Origin of the sequence: Acinetobacter sp. NIOH-H-8 (assembly GCF_046635365.1) — a bacterium.
GTDB lineage: Bacteria > Pseudomonadota > Gammaproteobacteria > Pseudomonadales > Moraxellaceae > Acinetobacter.
The window spans coordinates 1-385 of the sequence record NZ_JBHDVN010000369.1 but is presented as its reverse complement, the minus strand read 5'-3'; the positions used below and the strand labels follow the sequence as shown (position 1 = coordinate 385).

At 66.0% G+C, this 385-nt stretch carries 1 protein-coding gene; it reads right to left on the bottom strand.

The genetic code is table 11. The annotated features are described in order from the left end of the window. Nucleotides 1-372: GDYXXLXY domain-containing protein (locus ACEWB7_RS18695; protein WP_411581189.1), on the bottom strand; the 372-nt coding region annotated here is incomplete at its 3' end. Nucleotides 373-385: the final 13 nt, after the last annotated feature.

Here is a 385-nt window from a genome sequence, read left to right as displayed (position 1 = left end):
CCCCACCTCGATGAAGAAGGCATCTGGACCTATCCTACACTCGCCCTGCTGCCAGCTGTCCTGCAACAGCCGCTCGTCCGGAGCCAGGGCGTCGGGGGCGCCTCCCTCTACGCGCTGCGCCACCTGCTGCTCAGCGAGGCGGATGACAAGGATCTGGGGGGCGGCGCCCTCCTGGTGCGGACTTCCCAACTGGCGGGCGAGGGCGTAGCTCAGGCGCATGTAGTCCCCCTGCATCAGGGAGCGGGGATCGACCGGGGCCAGCTCCAGCAGCACGTTCTCGCCGCTGCTTATGGCGTGCTCGAAACGCCAGACGGTGACATTGATGCCCACCAGGATGGCGAGGCCGGTCAGAAAGAAACCAAGACGTCTCATGAGGGGATACTCC